General features: G+C 73.4%; 16 protein-coding genes. 13 read left to right on the top strand and 3 right to left on the bottom strand.

Annotated features, from left to right (window positions below; genetic code table 11):
- Positions 1-34: 34 nt before the first annotated feature.
- The 13 genes from FHX73_RS28755 (at position 35) to FHX73_RS28695 (ending at position 14,555) form a co-directional block, all read left to right on the top strand.
- Complete coding sequence (locus FHX73_RS28755; protein ID WP_145908808.1) at positions 35-625, top strand: YciI family protein; 591 nt, start codon at positions 35-37, stop codon at positions 623-625.
- A 29-nt stretch (positions 626-654) separates the two neighbouring features.
- Positions 655-2,082, top strand: a complete 1,428-nt coding sequence (locus FHX73_RS28750) for an FAD-binding protein (RefSeq protein WP_145908807.1) — start codon at positions 655-657, stop codon at positions 2,080-2,082.
- 68 nt (positions 2,083-2,150) lie between these two features.
- Positions 2,151-3,083: a beta/alpha barrel domain-containing protein gene (locus tag FHX73_RS28745; protein ID WP_145908806.1), complete on the top strand. Its 933-nt coding sequence runs from the start codon at positions 2,151-2,153 to the stop codon at positions 3,081-3,083.
- Positions 3,080-3,859: an alpha/beta fold hydrolase gene (locus tag FHX73_RS28740; protein ID WP_145908805.1), complete on the top strand. Its 780-nt coding sequence runs from the start codon at positions 3,080-3,082 to the stop codon at positions 3,857-3,859. The genes FHX73_RS28745 and FHX73_RS28740 overlap by 4 nt, the downstream gene beginning before the upstream one ends.
- Positions 3,860-3,879: 20 nt before the next feature.
- Positions 3,880-5,646: an isocitrate/isopropylmalate family dehydrogenase gene (locus FHX73_RS28735; RefSeq protein WP_211786360.1), complete on the top strand. Its 1,767-nt coding sequence runs from the start codon at positions 3,880-3,882 to the stop codon at positions 5,644-5,646.
- Positions 5,639-6,499, top strand: a complete 861-nt coding sequence (locus FHX73_RS28730) for a DUF6282 family protein (protein ID WP_145908803.1) — start codon at positions 5,639-5,641, stop codon at positions 6,497-6,499. Before FHX73_RS28735 ends, FHX73_RS28730 begins: the two co-directional genes overlap by 8 nt.
- A 35-nt stretch (positions 6,500-6,534) precedes the next feature.
- The gene (gene ppc / locus FHX73_RS28725) at positions 6,535-9,246 is read left to right on the top strand and encodes a phosphoenolpyruvate carboxylase (RefSeq protein WP_145908802.1); all 2,712 of its coding nucleotides are present in this window, start codon (positions 6,535-6,537) and stop codon (positions 9,244-9,246) included.
- Positions 9,247-9,286: 40 nt separating this feature from the next.
- Complete coding sequence (locus tag FHX73_RS28720; protein WP_145908801.1) at positions 9,287-10,330, top strand: MBL fold metallo-hydrolase; 1,044 nt, start codon at positions 9,287-9,289, stop codon at positions 10,328-10,330.
- Between the two features lie 165 nt (positions 10,331-10,495).
- On the top strand, positions 10,496-11,404 hold the full coding sequence (locus FHX73_RS28715) for an ABC transporter ATP-binding protein (RefSeq protein ID WP_145908800.1): 909 nt from the start codon (positions 10,496-10,498) through the stop codon (positions 11,402-11,404).
- The gene (locus FHX73_RS28710; RefSeq protein ID WP_211786359.1) at positions 11,401-12,147 is read left to right on the top strand and encodes an ABC transporter permease; all 747 of its coding nucleotides are present in this window, start codon (positions 11,401-11,403) and stop codon (positions 12,145-12,147) included. The genes FHX73_RS28715 and FHX73_RS28710 overlap by 4 nt, the downstream gene beginning before the upstream one ends.
- Complete coding sequence (locus FHX73_RS28705; RefSeq protein ID WP_145908799.1) at positions 12,144-13,259, top strand: sensor histidine kinase; 1,116 nt, start codon at positions 12,144-12,146, stop codon at positions 13,257-13,259. The genes FHX73_RS28710 and FHX73_RS28705 overlap by 4 nt, the downstream gene beginning before the upstream one ends.
- Positions 13,256-13,858, top strand: coding sequence for a response regulator transcription factor (locus FHX73_RS28700; protein WP_145908798.1), 603 nt, complete (start codon positions 13,256-13,258; stop codon positions 13,856-13,858). Before FHX73_RS28705 ends, FHX73_RS28700 begins: the two co-directional genes overlap by 4 nt.
- A 70-nt stretch (positions 13,859-13,928) precedes the next feature.
- Positions 13,929-14,555, top strand: a complete 627-nt coding sequence (locus FHX73_RS28695) for a hypothetical protein (protein ID WP_145908797.1) — start codon at positions 13,929-13,931, stop codon at positions 14,553-14,555.
- Here the strand turns inward: FHX73_RS28695 and FHX73_RS45000 are convergent.
- The 3 genes from FHX73_RS45000 to FHX73_RS28685 are packed head-to-tail and all read right to left on the bottom strand — an operon-like array spanning position 14,552 to position 16,563.
- Positions 14,552-14,710, bottom strand: coding sequence for a hypothetical protein (locus tag FHX73_RS45000; RefSeq protein WP_170305120.1), 159 nt, complete (start codon positions 14,708-14,710; stop codon positions 14,552-14,554). The genes FHX73_RS28695 and FHX73_RS45000 overlap by 4 nt on opposite strands.
- A gap of 54 nt (positions 14,711-14,764) precedes the next feature.
- Positions 14,765-15,598, bottom strand: coding sequence for an ABC transporter permease (locus FHX73_RS28690; protein WP_246213933.1), 834 nt, complete (start codon positions 15,596-15,598; stop codon positions 14,765-14,767).
- Positions 15,595-16,563: an ABC transporter ATP-binding protein gene (locus FHX73_RS28685; protein ID WP_145908796.1), complete on the bottom strand. Its 969-nt coding sequence runs from the start codon at positions 16,561-16,563 to the stop codon at positions 15,595-15,597. Before FHX73_RS28685 ends, FHX73_RS28690 begins: the two co-directional genes overlap by 4 nt.
- Positions 16,564-16,575: the final 12 nt, after the last annotated feature.

Here is a 16,575-nt window from a genome sequence, read left to right as displayed (position 1 = left end):
CCTGCCGCACACCCACCGCACCCCGGAGGCCCCGTTGATCCACGTCCTGACGCTCACTTACCTGACCCCGCGTGAGACCGTCCTCGCCCACCTGGCCGAGCACAGGGCCTGGCTGCGCGAGCACGGCGACCAGGGCCGCATCCTGCTCAGCGGCCCCCGGCCGGAGGGCGGCGCCGTCGTCATCACCGCCGACCTCGACGACACCCAGGTGCGCGACCTCGTCGAGAGCGACCCCTGGCACAAGCTGGGCATCGCCTCCTACGCCGTGCTCTCCTTCGAGGGCCGCAACGCGAGCCCGGGCGTGGTCACCTCCCCGGTGCCGGACGACGGCGTCCTGCTGATCAACGTGGCCACCACCGACGACCCGGCCGCCAGCGTGGACGCGCTCGCCGCGGCCGTGGACCACGTCGCCGCCACCGCCGACGGCTTCCGCGGCTCCCGCCTGCTGACCAGCGTCGAGGGCGACGCCATCGTCAACTTCGCGGCCTGGTCGAGCAAGGCGGAGTTCGACGTGATCTTCCAGGACCCGGAGTTCACCCGCCGCTACCAGGCCTTCGCCGAGACCACCACCGACGCCAAGTTCCGGCTCTACCGCACCAGCCGGATCATCACGCCCAACCGCTGATCACCCACACACCCACCGAGGAGAAGCCCATGTCCGACGCGCACACCAACGCCCCGTACGACCTCATCGTGATCGGCTTCGGCGCCGCCGGCCTGTCCGCCGCGCTCTCCTACGCCGAGGCCACCGCCGACCGGGAGACCCCGGCGAGGATCGCGGTCCTGGAGCGCGCCGGCGAGGCGGAGCGCGGCGGCGCCACCCGCTGGACCGGCGCCTTCCTGCGGATCGACCGGAACAAGGAGTTGGACACCGACTGGGCCGAGCACGTCAGCCGGGTCTCCGGCGGCCTGGCCGACATCGAGTACTGCCGCACCGTCGAGCGCGAGACCAGGGCGACCCTGGAGTTCGTGGAGAAGCACGGCGTCGAGATCGCCTTCGAGCCCTTCCCGCTGCCGCACAGGTTCGCCGCCGGCCGCCCGTCCATGGCCGACCCCGCCAGCCCCCGCGGCGGCGGCGCCTCGATCGTCGAACACCTGGGCGCCGCCCTGGAGAACGACCCGCGCGTCGACATCCGCTACCGGACCGAGGCGCTGCGCCTGACCACCGCCGAGGACGGCACCGTCGACGGCGTCCTGGTCCGCGGCGCCGACGGCCGCACCCAGCGGCTCTCCGGCCGCGCCGTCGTGCTGGCCTGCGGCGGCTTCGAGGGCAACCCGGAGATGCTGACCCGCTACATCGGCGCGAAGGCCTGCGACCTGCCGCTGATCGCCCCCGGCATCGCCAACAACCGCGGTGACGCGCTGCGGATGGCCCTGGAGCTGGGCGCCGACACGGCCGGCCAGTTCGACGGCATCCACGCCGAGCCGGTCGACACCCGCACCGCCAAGGCCGACTCCGTCCTGTACGGCTTCGCCACCGGCATCTTCGTCAACCGCCGCACGGAGCGCTTCTTCGACGAGGGCCGCGACACCTGGGACAACACCTTCGAGCACGTCGGCTACGAGATCTGGAAGAACCAGGACCAGGAGGCCTACTGGATCGCCGACGCCAAGACCCTCGCCATCCCCGGGTTCCTCACCTCGCTGCTCAGCGACGTGCCGCCGGAGCAGGCCGACACCCTGGAGGGGCTGGCCGGCCGGCTCGGCATCGACGCCGAGGGCCTGGAGAAGACCGTCGCCGAGTTCAACGCCGCTGTCGGCCCCGGCGAGTTCGACCCGACCCGGCTGGACGGCAAGGCCACCGTCGGCATCGAGCCGCAGAAGTCCAACTGGGCCGTCCCGCTGGACACCGCGCCGTTCATCGGCGTCCCGCTGACCTCCGCGATCTGCTTCACCTACGGCGGCATCCGCACCGACCTGAGCGGACGGGTCGTCAGCCCCGCCGGCACCGCCATCCCCGGCCTGTACGCGGCGGGCGAGGCCACCGGCCTCTTCTACCACGCCTACCCGCCGGCGACCTCCGTGCTGCGCTCGCTGATCTTCGGCCGGCTCGCCGCGCAGCACGCCGCCGCCCAGGCATAGGCACAGGCACAGGCCTGAGCCACCTCACGCCCGACTGCACCTGGAGACCCACTTCATCTGGAGGCATTGTGAGCATCGTCAACATAGACGTCACCCTCCGTGACGGCGGTTACCGCAACGGCTTCAACTTCCCCCTGGACTACGCGCTCAGGCACGCCGCGCTCAGCGTCGAGGCGGGCTTCGACTGGGTCGAGATCGCCTACCGCAAGGGCTCGCTGCTGCCGATCCCGAACATCGGGCTCACCGGCCGCGGCGACGACGAGTTCATCGCCGCCGTCGCCCGGGAGATCGGACCGGACCGGGTCGCGATGATCCTCCACCCGAAGAACATCACCGAGCACGACCTGCCCGCGATGTACGCCGCCGGCGCCCGCCTGGTCCGCATCATCCTCCCCGCCGAGGGCTACGGGCCCGGCCTGGAGTACATCCGCCAGGCCAAGGAGACCGGCTACACCGTCGGCGTCAACTTCGCCCGGATCAGCCAGTGGTCGGGCCGCGGCATCGTCGAGGTGGCCACCGCCGCGACCGACGCCGGCGCCGAGTTCGTCTACCTCGCCGACTCCAACGGCAGCCTCTCCCCGGTGGACACCACCGACCTCACCACCCTGACCAAGTCGGTCACCGGCGGCCCGGTCGGCCTGCACGCGCACAACAACCTGGGCCTGGCCCTGTCCAACGCGATCAGCGCGGTCGCCGCCGGCGCGACCTGGATGGACTCCTCGATCCAGGGCATGGGCAAGGGCCCGGGCAACCTGATCGCCGAACAGTGGCTGGCCCACCTCGACCGCACCGGCACCGCCGCCACCCCCCTCCACCTGGGCCACGCACTGGAGTTGGCCGAACTGCTGCTCGCCACCGTCCCGGAGGGCACCCCCTCCCTCCCGCTGCCCGACCTGGTCCTGGGCCGCTACGACCTGCCGGTCGAGCACCGCAAGGACGTGGTGGGCGGCAGCCACCACGACGGGATCGCCACCGCGCGCATCCTCGCCACCGTCCGGTGACCACCACCGGACACCCCGTGCCGGCGGCGGTCTTCGGACCCCGGACCGCCGCCGGCGCGGCCCACGCCCTCGTCCTCGCCCCCGTCACCCCCCGATGGGACGGCGGCGCCTTCTTCACCCCCGTCACCCGGGCCCTGACCGGGGCCGGCCTTCGGGTCACCGTGGTGGACACCCTCTCCGCCTGGGACGAGGAGACCGACACGCTGGCCGCCTTCGCCACCCGCTGGCGCCGACTGCTGGGCCGCTACGGGCCGGTGGACCTGCTCTGCGGCAACGCCCTCGGCGGCGCGGTGGTCCAGGCCCTGCTCCCCGACCTCGCCCCGCAGACCGCGGCGCTGCTCGTCTCCGGGCCGGCCCGCAGCGACGCCGTCCTCGAAGCCAGGCTCACCGAGATCGCCGACCTGGCCGCCGCCGGCCGCTCCGGCGCGGCCCTGGCCCTGCTCGACCAGCGCGTCCAGCCGTACCAGCACCGCCCCGGACCGGCGGCCGCCACCGCGACCGCACCGCACGACCCGCAGGCCGGGCGCCGCCTCGCCGCCGGACTGCGGCTGCTGTGCGGCATCGACCTGACCGCCGCGGTGCGCGCCCACCCCGGCCCGCTGCTCCACATCGTCGGCGGCCACTCCCAGTTGGTCGGCTACCGGCACACCGCGGCGGCCGGCCACCACCGGGTGCACGTCATCCCCGGCGCCGGCATGCGCCCCCACTTCGAACGCACCGCAGAGGTGTCCGCCCTGGTCACCGCCTTCCTGCAGGAGAAGGGACTCACCCCGTGACCCACCCCACGCCTCACCCCGTGAAGAGCGTCGCGGTCCTGCCCGGCGACGGCATCGGACCGGAAGTCACCTCCGCCGCGCTCGACGTCCTGGACAAGCTCGCCCTCCCGCTCGACCTGCGCTTCGGCGAGATCGGCTGGGAGTGCTGGCGCCAGGAGGGCAACCCCGTCCCCGCGCGCACCTGGAAACTGCTGGAGGAGACCGATACCTGCCTGCTCGGCGCCATCACCAGCAAGCCGCTGCGCGAGGCCGAGGAGGAACTGCCCGCCGACCTGCGCGGCACCGGCCTCACCTTCGTCTCCCCCGTCATCCAACTGCGCCAGCGGCTCAGCCTGTACGCCAACATCCGCCCCGTCAGCGACCTGGTCGACGGCCGCTTCGACTTCACCGTGATCCGCGAGAACACCGAAGGCCTGTACGCCGGCTACGACTTCCACGGCCTGGACGACGCGCTCTGGAACCTGGTCCGCGAACACCCCAACGCCCAGGCCTCCGGGCCCGGTTCGAGCAGCGTCACACTGCGCCTGCAGACCCGGTTCGGCATGGACCGGCTGATCCGCCACGGCTTCGCGTACGCCCGCTCGCACGGCCACCACCGGCTCACCCTGGTCGACAAGCCCAACGTGCTGCGCCACAGCGGCAACCACCTGCGCGAGCTCCTCGAACTGATCGCCGTCGACCACCCCGAGATCGAGACCGAGATCCTCAACGTCGACGCCGTCGCCCTGTGGCTGGTCCGCCGGCCCGAGCGGTTCGGCGTGCTGGTCGCCGAGAACATGTTCGGCGACATCCTCTCCGACCTCGGCGCGGGCGTCATGGGCGGCCTCGGCCTCGCCCCCAGCGGCAACATCGGCGACCACGGCAGCTACTTCGAACCGGTGCACGGCAGCGCCCCCGGCATGGCCGGGCAGGACCGCGCCAACCCGATGGCGATGGTGCTCACCGTCGCGCAGATGCTCGACCACCTCGGCATGCCCGTCCCCGGCGGCGAACTGCGGGAGGCGGTCCGCGCGGTCGCCGGGCGGCGCACCACCCTCACCTACGACATGGGCGGCGCCAGCGGCACCCGCGAGGTCGCCCACGCGGTCGCCGAGCAGCTGGACCGCTCCCCCGAGGACGTGCTGGACCGCCTCGCCCGGCTCGACACCGCCTCCGTCTCCGACGCGCTGGACAGCCTCGGCATCGGCGGCGTGCTGGCCGGCATCGCCCCGCGGGTGCCCGGCGCCCGCGCCGCCGGCCGCGCCTTCACCGTCACCTACCAGCCCGTCGACCCGGCCGCGCAGGGCTTCCGCAACGCCGCCGACTACCTGGACGACGTGCCCGAGGGCTCCTTCGTCCTGGTCGACAACGCCGGCAGCACCCGCTGCACCAACTGGGGCTCGCTGCTCACCAAGCTGGCCCAGCGCCGCGGCGTGCGCGGCACCGCGCTGCACGGCTCGGCCCGCGACATCGCCGAGATCCGGGCCGCCGGCTACCCGCTGTTCAGCACCGGCGCCACCATGGTCAGCGGCAAGAACCGGGTGGAACTCGCCGCCACCGGCCGGGACGTCGTCATCGACGGGGTCACCGTGCGGCCCGGCGACCTGCTGATCGCCGACGACAACGGCGTCCTGGTGGTCCCCGCCGAACACGCCGCCGAGGTCGCCGACCGGGCCGAGCGGGTCGAGCGCACCGAGGGCGCCATCGCCGAGGCCGTCGACGCCGGCCTGCGGCTCGACGAGGCCCGCCGCCGCTACGGCTACGCCAAGCCCTGGGACGACGGCGGCGGCCGGCAGTCCCGTGCGTGACCCGGCGGGCAGCGTGCTGGTGGACCTGCACTACCACGCCGGCCCCGACCTCTACCGCCGCCGCCACACCTCCCACGACGCGGGCCGGGCCTACCGGGACGTCGGCGGCTGGGCGGTGCTCAAGAGCCACCTCACCTCCACCGCCGCCCGCGCCTGGGAGGCCCGCCAGGAGGGCCTGCCGCTCTCCGGCACCCTCGTCCTCAACGAACTGGCCGGCGGCGTCCGGCCCCGGGCCGTGGAACAGGCGGTCTACGCCCACGGCCCGGACAGCCCGGCCCGCCTGGTCGTCCACCTGCCCACCCTGGTCGGCCACACCCACTCCTCGCCGCTGCCCCGCACCCCGTTCCACCCCCTGCTCGACCCCGAACGGTGGGGCGCCCGCCCGGTCCTGGGCGAGAACGGCCGGCTGCGCCGGGACGTGCGCGAGGTGCTCCGGGCCGCCCGCGACCTGCCGGTCGCGGTGGCCACCGGGCACAGCGACCGCACGGCGGCGCTGCGCATCGTCGACGAGGCCGTCCGCCTCGACCTGCCCCGGCTGCTGCTCACCCACGCGACCCACCCCATGTCGGGCTTCACCCCCGACACCCTGGGCGAACTGGCCCAGGTGCCCGGCCTGTACGTCGAGATCACCGCCCTCACCCTGCTGCTGGGCCACCGCGACGCCGCGCACCTCGGCGAGCTGGTGCGCGCCCACCCCCGGGTGCTGTTCAGCTCCGACCTCGGGCAGCCCGACCAGCCGGACGTCACCCAGTGGCTGGAGCTGAGCGCGCGGTGGTTCCGGGCCGCCGGTCTGACGGACCGGCAGATCACGGCCATCACCTGGGCCAACCCGGTGGACCTGCTGACGCCGTGAACGGACCTCCCCCACTCCCCCCATGAGGAGCCGTCATGAACGCCCGTACCGACCACGCCGACCTGCACGCCGACCTGCGCCACCTCACCGACCTGCTCGACGAGACCCTGGTCCGCCAGGAGGGGCCCGAACTGCTCGCCCTGGTCCAGCGGGTGCGCCTGCTCGGCCGCGCCGACGCGGCAGCCGGCGCCGAACTGCTGAGCGGCATCGGGCCGGCGACCGCGGCCACCCTGGTCCGCGCCCTCGCGACCTACTTCCACCTGGCCAACATCACCGAACAGGTGCACCGCGGCCGCGAACTGCGCGCCGCCAGGCAGCGGGCCGGCGCCGGCCTCGCCCACGTCGTGCCGCAGGCGGCGCGGGAGGCGCCCCGGGCGCTGGCCCGGGCGGTCGAGCACCTGAACGTCCGTCCGGTCTTCACCGCCCACCCCACCGAGGCCGCCCGCCGCTCCGTGCTCACCAAGCTGCGCCGGATCGCCGAACTGCTGGAGGCCCCGGTCCCCGAGGCGGACCGCCGCCGCCACGACGCGCGGCTCGCGGAGACCATCGACCTGATGTGGCAGACCGACGAGCTGCGGGTGGTCCGCCCCGAGCCCGCCGACGAGGCGCGCAACGCGATCTACTACCTCGACCAGCTGCACGCCAACACCGTCGGCGACGTCCTGGAGGACCTCGCCGCCGAGTTGGCCCAGGTCGGCGTCCCACTGCCCGGCGGCACCCGGCCGCTCACCTTCGGCACCTGGATCGGCGGCGACCGGGACGGCAACCCCAACGTCACCCCCGAGGTCACCTGGGACGTGCTGCTGCTCCAGCACGAGCACGGCATCAACAACGCCCTGGCGATGCTCGACGAGCTGCGCGGCCTGCTCTCCAACTCGCTGCGCTACAGCGGGGCCACGGCCGAGCTGCTCGGCTCGCTGGAGCACGACCTGGCCCGGCTGCCCGAGCTCAGCCCCCGCTACAAGCGGCTCAACTCCGAGGAGCCGTACCGGCTCAAGGTCACCGCGATCTGCCAGAAGCTGGTCAACACCAAGCTCCGGCTCGCCGCGGGCAGCCCGCACGAGGAGGGCCGCGACTACCTCGGCACCGCCGAACTGCTGCGCGACCTCACCCTGTTGCAGACCTCGCTGCGCGAACACCGCGGTGGCCTGGTCGCCGACGGCCGGCTGGCCCGCATGATCCACACCCTCGCCGCCTTCGGCCTGCAGCTGGCCACCATGGACGTGCGCGAGCACGCCGAGGCCCACCACCACGCGCTCGGCCAGCTCTTCGACCGGCTCGGCGAGGAGGCCTGGGGCTACGCCGAGATGCCCCGCGACTACCGGCAGCGGCTGCTCGCCAAAGAACTGACCTCCCGCCGGCTGCTCGGGCCGGCCCAGCTGGACCGGGCCGGGGAGCGCACCCTCGGCGTCTTCCACACCGTCCGCCGGGCCCTGGAATCCTTCGGGCCCGAGGTCGTCGAGTCGTACGTCATCTCCATGTGCCAGGGCGCGGACGACGTCTTCGCCGCGGCCGTGCTGGCCCGCGAGGCCGGCCTGATCGACCTGCACGGCGGGGTGGCCCGGATCGGCATCGTGCCGCTGCTGGAGACCACCGACGAGCTGCAGCAGGCCGACCGGATCCTGGAGGAGATGCTCGCCGACCCCTCCTACCGCCTGCTGGTCTCGCTGCGCGGCGACGTCCAGGAGGTCATGCTCGGCTACTCCGACTCCTCCAAGTTCGGCGGCATCACCACCTCCCAGTGGGAGATCCACCGCGCCCAGCGCCGGCTGCGCGACGTGGCCCACCGCTACGGCATCCGGCTGCGGCTCTTCCACGGCCGCGGCGGCACCGTGGGCCGCGGCGGCGGCCCCTCGCACGAGGCGATCCTCGCCCAGCCCTGGGGCACCCTGGAGGGCGAGATCAAGGTCACCGAGCAGGGCGAGGTGATCTCCGACAAGTACCTGCTGCCCTCGCTGGCCCGGGAGAACCTGGAACTCACCCTCTCCGCCACGCTGGCCGCCTCGGCCCTGCACACCGCACCCCGCCAGTCGGACGAGGCGCGGGCCCGCTGGGACGCCGCGATGGACCTGGTCTCCGACGCCGCGCACGCCGCCTACCGCAGGCTGGTCGAGGACCCGGACCTGCCCGGCTACTTCCTGGCCGCCACCCCGGTCGACCAGCTCGCCGACCTGCACCTGGGCTCCCGCCCGTCCCGCCGCCCGGACTCGGGCGCCGGCCTGGACGGCCTGCGGGCGATCCCGTGGGTGTTCGGCTGGACCCAGTCCCGCCAGATCGTGCCGGGCTGGTACGGCGTCGGCTCCGGCCTGCGGGCGCTGCGCGAGGCGGGCCTGGGCGAGGTCCTCGACGAGATGCACGAGCAGTGGCAGTTCTTCCGCAACTTCCTGTCCAACGTGGAGATGACGCTGGCCAAGACCGACCTGCGGATCGCCCGGCACTACGTCGAGCAGCTGGTGCCCGAGCCGCTCCAGCACGTCTTCGCCGCGATCGAGGCCGAGCACGACCTGACCGTCGGCGAGCTGCTCCGGATCACCGGCGAACGCGAACTCCTGGAATCCCAACCGGCGTTGAAGCAGACCCTCGCGGTCCGCGACGCCTACCTCGACCCGATCTCGCACCTCCAGGTGGCGCTGCTCAAGCGTCAGCGGGACGCGGCCGCCGCAGGCCTCGACCCGGACGGCACGCTCGGCCGGGCCCTGCTGCTGACCGTCAACGGGATCGCCGCCGGCCTGCGCAACACCGGCTGACGCCCCGTCACCCACCCCTCCCACGAAGGAGTTCCAGGCCATGACAGAACCCCCCGAGCAGCAGTCCACCCCCTCCCGGCGCGGTGTGCTGCGCACCGCGGTCGTCGCCGGCGCGGCCCTGGCCGGCCCGCTCGCCGGCGCGCTCCCCCAGGCCGAAGCCGAACCGGCGGCCGCGCCCGCACCCCGCCGGTTCGGCTCGCTCGGCGACCAGTCCGCCGTCCGCACCTTCACCCTGGGCAACGTCCGGCTCACCTACGTCGTGGACGCGGCCATGGAGTTGGACCGCACCGGCTTCCTGCCCGCCGTCCCCTCCTCCTACTGGGCCGAGCACCCCGAGGAGCTGGCGCCGTCGGGCCGGATCGCCGCCTCGGCGGGCGGCGTGCTGGTCGAGCGCGGCCACCGCCGGCTGCTCATCGACGTGGGCCTCGGCGCCAACGTGCTCCCGCCCTCGCTCGGCGTCTCCCGCGGCGGGGCGCTGCTGCGCACGCTGGGCCGGCTGCGGGTGCGGCCGGCCACCATCGACACCGTTGCCTTCACCCACCTGCACACCGACCACACCGGCATGGGCTTCACGGCCGCGCCGGGCCGGGCGCCGCGCAAGGCCTTCCCGCACGCCGGCTACCTGGTGGCCGGGGCCGAGTGGGAACCGTTCTGGGAGCACCAGGTCAAGGTCGGGGCACCGAACTGGGACGAGTTCATGCTGCCGATGTCGAAGGTGCTGCGCCGCTTCGACGACCACGCCCGGGTGTGGCCCGGCGTCACCACGCTGATCACCCCCGGCCACAGCCCGGGCCACACCACCTTCGTCGTGTCGGCCGGCGACGGGCGGCGGATCCTGGTGTTCGGCGACGCCTTCCACACCCCGGCCCAGCTGGCCCACCCCGAGTGGCCGTCCGGTCCGGACACCAACGCCGCCCAGGTGCTCACGGCCCGCCGCACCCTGCTGGCCGAGCTGCGCAAGCCGCACACCTACGGCTTCGGCTTCCACTTCGGCGACCAGGCCTTCGGCCGGGTCGGCGACGACGGCCGCTGGGTGCCGGTGCCCGCCCCGGCCCTGCTGCCCGCCCCGATCCGGTTGACGTAGGCGCAGCTCCACCCTGGTTGCGTTCACATGCCCCCGCTATAGTGCGAGCACCCCCGATCCCCCTCCCGAGGATCCCGAGGCGACCAGAGGTTGACTTATGTCATCTCGCGCTGGTGACAGGGCATCACTACCGAGCACGGGGCACCGGACGGGAGCCTGGTCAGCATGGCAACCACAGAAGCAGTGCTGACGGCCGACGGGCTGCGGCACCGGTACGGGGAGACCGTCGCGCTCGACGGCGTCGACCTGACCATCGCCCCGGGAGAGTGCGTCGCGCTGCTCGGGCCCAACGGGGCCGGCAAGTCGACCCTGGTGGCACTCGCGGTCGGCGTGCTCGCCCCGCAGCAGGGCACCGTGCGGATCCTGGGCGGCGATCCGCGCCGCGCGGCCACCCGCCGCCGGCTCGGCGTGGCGCAGCAGGCCTCCGGGTTCCCCAACACGCTGACCGTGCACGAGCTGGTGAGCGGCGCCGCCGTCCGCGGCGGGCTGCGGGCGGCGGCCGCCGGCCCGATCCTCGCGGAACTCGGGCTGACCGAACTGGCCCGCCGCCGGGTGGCCAAGCTCTCCGGCGGCCAGAAGCAGCGCGTGCAGCTGGCGATGGCGCTGGTCACCGAGCCGGCCCTGCTGGTGCTCGACGAGCCGACGGTCGGCCTGGACACCCAGGCCCGGCGGCACTTCTGGGGCATCCTGGCCCGGCGCCGCGCGCAGGGCACCGCGGTGCTGGTGACCACGCACCTGATCGAGGAGTCGGCCGCGCTCGCCGACCGCGTGGTGGTGCTCGACCACGGCCGGATCCTGGCCGACGCACCGCCGCAGGAACTCGTCTCCCGGCTCCCCGACCGCACGGTCACCGTCCGCACCGGCCTCGACCAGCAGGCCCTGGAGCGGCTGCCCGGCGTGCTCCGGATCGGGCGCGAGCACGACCTGGTGACGCTCCAGACCCACTCGCCGGAACGCCTGCTGCGCGTGCTGCTGGACCAGGACCCCGGGGTGTCCGAACTGCGGGTGCAGGACGCCGGGTTGGCGGAGGCCGTGGTCGCACTGACCAGCCACGAGGAAGGCAGGGCGGCATGAACGCGCTGACGGGACGGATCTTCCGGGTCGAGCTGCGGGACGAACTCCGGTCGATCCTGCGCGAACCCACCTCGTTGTTCTTCGGCGTCCTGATGCCGGTCGGGTTCTTCGTGCTGTTCAACCTGCTGTACGGGCAGGGCACCGTGCAGGGCGTCTCGGCCGGCACGGCCATGGTGGCCACCTTCGGCACCTACGGAGTGATCACGGTCGCCTCCCTGCAGCCCGGAATCGGCGTCGCACAGGACCGGGACCTCGGCTGGCTGCGCACCAAGCGGGTCTCCGCGGTGCCGATCTGGGTCAGCCTCGCCGCGAAGGCCACCGCCGCGCTGCTCTACGGCGTGGGCGTGCTGCTGCTGATGGGGGTGGCGGCCCAGGCCTTCGGCACGCTGCACGCCTCGCCCTGGGCACTGCTGCGGGTGGCGCTGGTGCTGCTGCTGGGCAGCGTCCCGTTCACGCTGCTCAGCGTGGCGGTCGGCTTCCAGCTGCGCACGGGTGCGGCGATCGCCCTGCTCAACGCGGTGCTGTTCCCGCTGGCGGTGCTGTCCGGGCTGTGGATCCCGATCAAGATGCTGCCCTCGGCGGTGCAGGGGATCGCGGACTTCCTGCCCACCTACCACCTCGCCCAGCTCGGGCTGGCCCAACTCGGCGACGGCAGCGCCCTGATCCACGTGCTCGCGCTGCTGCTGACCACGGTGCTGGCGGCCGGGGTGGCGGCACTGTCCTACCGTCGCGCGCGCCTGTGACCAGCTTCGACGGCACCGGTCCCAGGCCCGTGGCCGAGCGGCTGCGGACCTGGGAGTGGGTCTACCTCGGCTACCTGCTGTTCGTGCCGGCGCAGCCCTACTTCTCGCCCGACCTGGCGTGGTGGGAGTGGCCGCTGGCGATCACGGTGTGCGCGGCCACCGTCCTGCTGTACGCGGTGGCGCTGCTGCGCGGGCGGTCCGCGCGACAGGTCTGGTCGTCGATCGTGCCGATGGCCGTGATCGGCGCACTGGCCACGCCGTTCAACGGCGCCGCGAGCGTGCTCTTCATCTACGCCGCGGCCGCCGCCGCCAACACCCTGCCGTGGCAGGTGGCGCGACGGTGGCTGGCCGGCCTGACCGTGCTCGACTGCGCAACGGCGCTACTCTCGCAGGTGCCGGTGCCCTACCGACTGCTGGGCTTCGCCTCCGCGTTCGTCATGATCTGGGTCGTCGGCCTCCTCGAACTTCGGCAGCGCGACCGGCGGCGGGAGTTGGAGAACCAGCGGCTGCGCACCACGCAGGTCGAACTGCTCGCCACCCTGGCGGAACGCGAACGGATCGCGCGCGACCTGCACGACCTGCTCGGGCACTCGCTGACCGCGGTGGTGATGCGCGCGCAGCTGACCAAGGAGCTGGTGCTCGCCGACCCGCAGCGGGCCCGCGCCGAGTCCGAGGAGATCGAGCGCAACGCCCGGGAGGCGCTCGCGGCGGTGCGCAGCACGGTCACCGGCTGGCGGCGCACCAGCATCCGCGCGGAACTGGAGGTGGCCCGGCGTATGTTGGCCGTGACCGGGGTGACCCTGCGGGTGAGCTGCGAGGACGAGCCGCCCCTGGCGGCGGCGGCCGAGCACGAGCTGGGCCTGGCGCTGCGCGAGGCGGTGACGAACGTGGCCCGGCACGCCCGGGCCGCCACCTGCCACATCGGACTGGACGCGGACGAGGAAGGGGTGCGGCTGGTGATCGCGGACGACGGGATCGGCGGCGCCGCTCCGGAGGGCACCGGGCTGACCGGCCTGCGGGAGCGGATCGCCAAGCTCGGCGGCGAGGTGCGGCGCTCCGGCGCGGCCGGCACCACACTGACCATCACGGTGCCGCTGGAGGCGGCCCGATGATCCGCGTGGTGCTGGCCGAGGACCAGGGCATGGTGCTGGGCGCGTTCGCCTCCCTGCTCGACCTCCAGGCGGACATCACGGTGGTGGCCACCGCGACCAACGGCGACGACGCGCTGGTCGCGGTGCGCGAGCTCCGGCCGGACGTGCTGGTGACCGACATCGAGATGCCCGGCCGCACCGGGCTCGACCTGGCCGTGGAGCTGAACCGCCTCGGCAACCCGACCCGGGTGCTGATCGTCACCACCTTCGCGCGCAGCGGCTACCTGCGCCGCGCGGTCGACGCAGGAGTGGCCGGGTACGTGCTCAAGGACGCGCCGATCGGCGAACTGGCGGCCGCGCTGCGCCGGGTGCACGCGGGCGAGCGGGTGGTCTCGCCGGAACTGGCGGTGGCCGCGTGGGACGCGGCCGATCCGCTGACCGGCCGGGAGCGGGAGTTGCTGCGCGCGGTCGCGGAGGGGGCCGGCAACGCGGCGATCGCGGCCCGGCTGAGCCTGGCGGAGGGCACCGTCCGCAACTACCTCTCCACCGCCATGGCCAAGTTGGGCGCGCGCAACCGCACCGACGCGGCCAAGATCGCACAGAGCCGCGGCTGGCTCTGAGCCGGCGGAACTGGGCGGGTGGGGTTCGGCGTCGACCATGGGGTCAGGCGAACTCGACGGGGGGATTCCGATGAACATCCGCACGGCTGCGGCAGTCACGGTGTTACTCGTGCTGCCGCTCACGGCTTGCTCCAGTGCCAAACCGCATGAGGCGCCCCGGATTCAGAACGAAGAGGCGATCGGGCGGGCCACCGTCAGCGTCCGGCAGTTCCAGCTGGACAGCGGCTTCCTCCCCCCGGAGTTCTGGGACGGCGCGCACGACCTGCTGGTGAACCCGGACGGCACGATGGCGCTGACCGCCGATATGAGGGCCTTCTGGTCCAGCCGCGGGAACACTTACCTGGGGCCGAACCGTCCCTACACCATGGACGAAGTGCAGACGCGCACGGCGGGGCTGCTGCAGCTCGTCCCCGGCCTGCAGAAGAGCTCCGGCCGTCCCAAGGGGCCGACGCTGACCCGGGAGCAGGGGGCGCACGCCGTGCTCGCGCAGGAGCTCGCCGACGCGGGCTGTGCCAAGGCTCAGGACTTCGACGCGGACGACGCTGGTGTGGTCGCCCCGGGCACGGCCGCCATCGACGACTGGATCGCCGCGCACGGCCAGGACCCGATCTGCCCCACCTCCCACGTCACGGTGGCGGTGGAGGCCGGCCGGGTGCTGGACTTCGTCACCAGGCCGACCCAGGGGTTCATCGGCTAGCCACGGCTGCCGCCGTTGGTGACCGCGTAGAGCACCGCGAGGAAGATGCCGCCCACCACGCAGACGCCGACCCCGACCGGTGAGCTGATCATGAAGCCGCCCACGATGAGGGCCGCGTAGACCATCGGTGCAGCGGTCCTGATGTTCCTGTTCATGCGTCAATTTCCTTTTGTGCTTGGTGATGTAACTGACTGTCAGACCAGTTGTCGTCAGCCCAGTGCGCGGGACATGAATCCCTTGATGCCGACCGCCCCGGTGACCACCAGGGCGACCAGCAGCACCAGGGCGTCCACCCACAGCGGGATCGACGACGGCGGGCCGGGCAGGGCCGCGGCCCGCAGGCCCTCGCTGACGTAGGTCAGCGGGTTGACCGCGGAGACCACCTGGAACCACCTCAGGTGGCCGAGGGAGGACCACGGGTACTGGACGGATCCGGTGAACGTCAACGGGGCCATGACGAGCGAGAAGGTGACGCCGATGCGGTCCGGCGACACGATCGTGCCCAGCATCAGCCCGGCGCCGGCGCCGGTCGCCGAGCCGAGCAGCAGGATCAGCAGCAGGCCCGGCCAGGCCGTGAGCGGCCAGCCGGCGGTGCCGAGCACGAGGAACCCGATCGGCGCCATGACCAGCCCGGCGAACAGGCCGCACAGCGTGCCGAACAGCATCTTGGCGACGGCGACCAGCGACCCGGGCAGCGGGGCGAGCAGCCGGTCCTCGATCTCGCCGGACCACGAGAAGTCCATGATCAGCGGCATCGCGGTGTTCTCCAGGGCGACGAGCACCGCGTTGAGTGCCATGACGCCGGGCAGCAGCGTCGCGCCGAAGTCGCCCCGGGTGATGCCGGCCTCGCTGAGCACCTTGCCGAAGACGAAGAACAGCAGCAGCGGCTGGACGACCACCTGGAGCAGGAAGCCGGTCGGCCGGCGGCTGGTGGTGTAGACGTCGCGCCACAGCACCGCCAGGAAGGTCCGGGTCACCGGGCCGAACTCCGTGCGCGCCCGGGCGGTCTCGGTGATCTCGGCGGGTTCGGTCAGGGTGGTCACCGCAGTTCCCTTCCGGTCAGCGTGATGAAGACGTCCTGGAGGCTCGGCCGGGCGATCGCGAGGTCCACCAGCAGGCACCCGTGGTCGACGACGGTGCGCAGCACGTCCGGCAGCAGGGCCGACGGGTCCCGCTCGGTCCGCACCCGGAAGTACTCGGTGCCGCCCGGCGGCGTGTCGTGCTCGGCCGCGCTGATTCCGGGCAACTCCGTGAGCGCGGCGAGGATCTCGGCGGCCGGCACCCCCGCACCGCGGACCTGCGCGGTGATCGTGGTGCCGCCCGGGAGCGCCCCGGTCAGCGCGCGCGGCGTGTCCAGGGCGAGCAGCTTGCCGTGGTCGACGATGCCGATCCGGTCGGACAGGCTCTCGGCCTCCTCCATGTCGTGCGTGGTGAGCACGACGGTGACGCCGCGCTCGCGCAGTTCGCGGATGCGCTCGTGCAGGAAGAGCCGCGACTGCGGGTCCAGGCCGGTCGACGGCTCGTCGAGGAACAGCACCTTCGGCGCGTGCATCAGCGCCCGGGCGATGACGACCCGCTGCGCCTGGCCGCCGGAGAGCCGCTCGACGCGTTGGCCGGCCTGCTCGGTGAGGCCCATCAGGTCGAGCAACTCGTCGGCGCGGCCGACCCGTTCGCCTCGGCCGACGCCGTGGTAGCGGGCGTGGAAGAGCAGGTTCTGCCGCACGTCGAGGGAGCGGTCCAGGTTCTGGCGCTGGGGGACGACCGCGAGCAGCCGCTTCGCCCTGGCCGGGTGGGTCACCACGTCGGTGCCGAGCACCAGGCAGCGGCCCGAGGTGGGCAGGATCCGGGTGGTCAGCACGCCGACCGTGGTGGACTTCCCCGCGCCGTTCGGGCCGAGCAGGCCGAAGACCTCGCCCCGCTCGACGGTGAAGCTCAGGTCGTCGACGGCGGCGGGTGCGTGCGGGTGGTAGCGCTTGACGAGTCCGCTGACGGTGACGGCGTGACTCATGGGTTCGTCCTT

Source organism: Kitasatospora viridis, from assembly GCF_007829815.1.
In the GTDB taxonomy this organism is placed as follows: Bacteria; Actinomycetota; Actinomycetes; order Streptomycetales; family Streptomycetaceae; genus Kitasatospora; species Kitasatospora viridis.
Note: the sequence above shows the minus strand (reverse complement) of the source record. Positions and strands in the feature narration are given on the sequence as shown.